Origin of the sequence: Bacillus sanguinis, from assembly GCF_018332475.1 — a bacterium.
Taxonomy (GTDB): Bacteria; Bacillota; Bacilli; order Bacillales; family Bacillaceae_G; genus Bacillus_A; species Bacillus_A sanguinis.
The window spans coordinates 1-457 of record NZ_BOQB01000646.1; the positions used below are offsets into that span (position 1 = coordinate 1).

Annotated in this window: 1 protein-coding gene; it reads left to right on the plus strand. The window is 31.9% G+C overall.

What is annotated here, in order from left to right; genetic code table 11:
* On the plus strand, window positions 1-457 hold a 457-nt coding region (locus KI369_RS29025; RefSeq protein ID WP_212959059.1), incomplete at both ends, for a tyrosine-type recombinase/integrase.

The following is a 457-nucleotide window of genomic DNA, read 5'->3' on the forward strand; positions in this document are numbered from 1 at the left end:
TAACGGCTATAGTAGACGTACAATTGAAATAGTTCATAGTACAATGCATAACGCTATGGAGAAGGCTATAACTTTAGAAAAAATACAAAAGAATCCGTGTGTTGGGGTAGAAATAAAAGTCAAAGCAAAAGATCCTGAGGTCAAATTTATTGAATCTGAGAGGATTGCAGATTTTCTGAGAGAAGCTTATAAATATGATTATATTTACGGGATTTTTTATAAAACTCTAATTGAAACTGGTATGAGGAAAGGTGAAGCTGCCGCGCTTCAATGGACTGATATTGACTTAAAAGAAAAAACAATTACTATAAGTAAATCATTGGATTTCAGATTAGCTTCTAAAAATCCTGAAATGATGTTCGGAGATACCAAGAACTATAATTCAAAGCGTACTATCACCATTAGCGAAGGACTATCAAATGATTTGCACTTTCATAAGAAATATCAAAATCAAAAT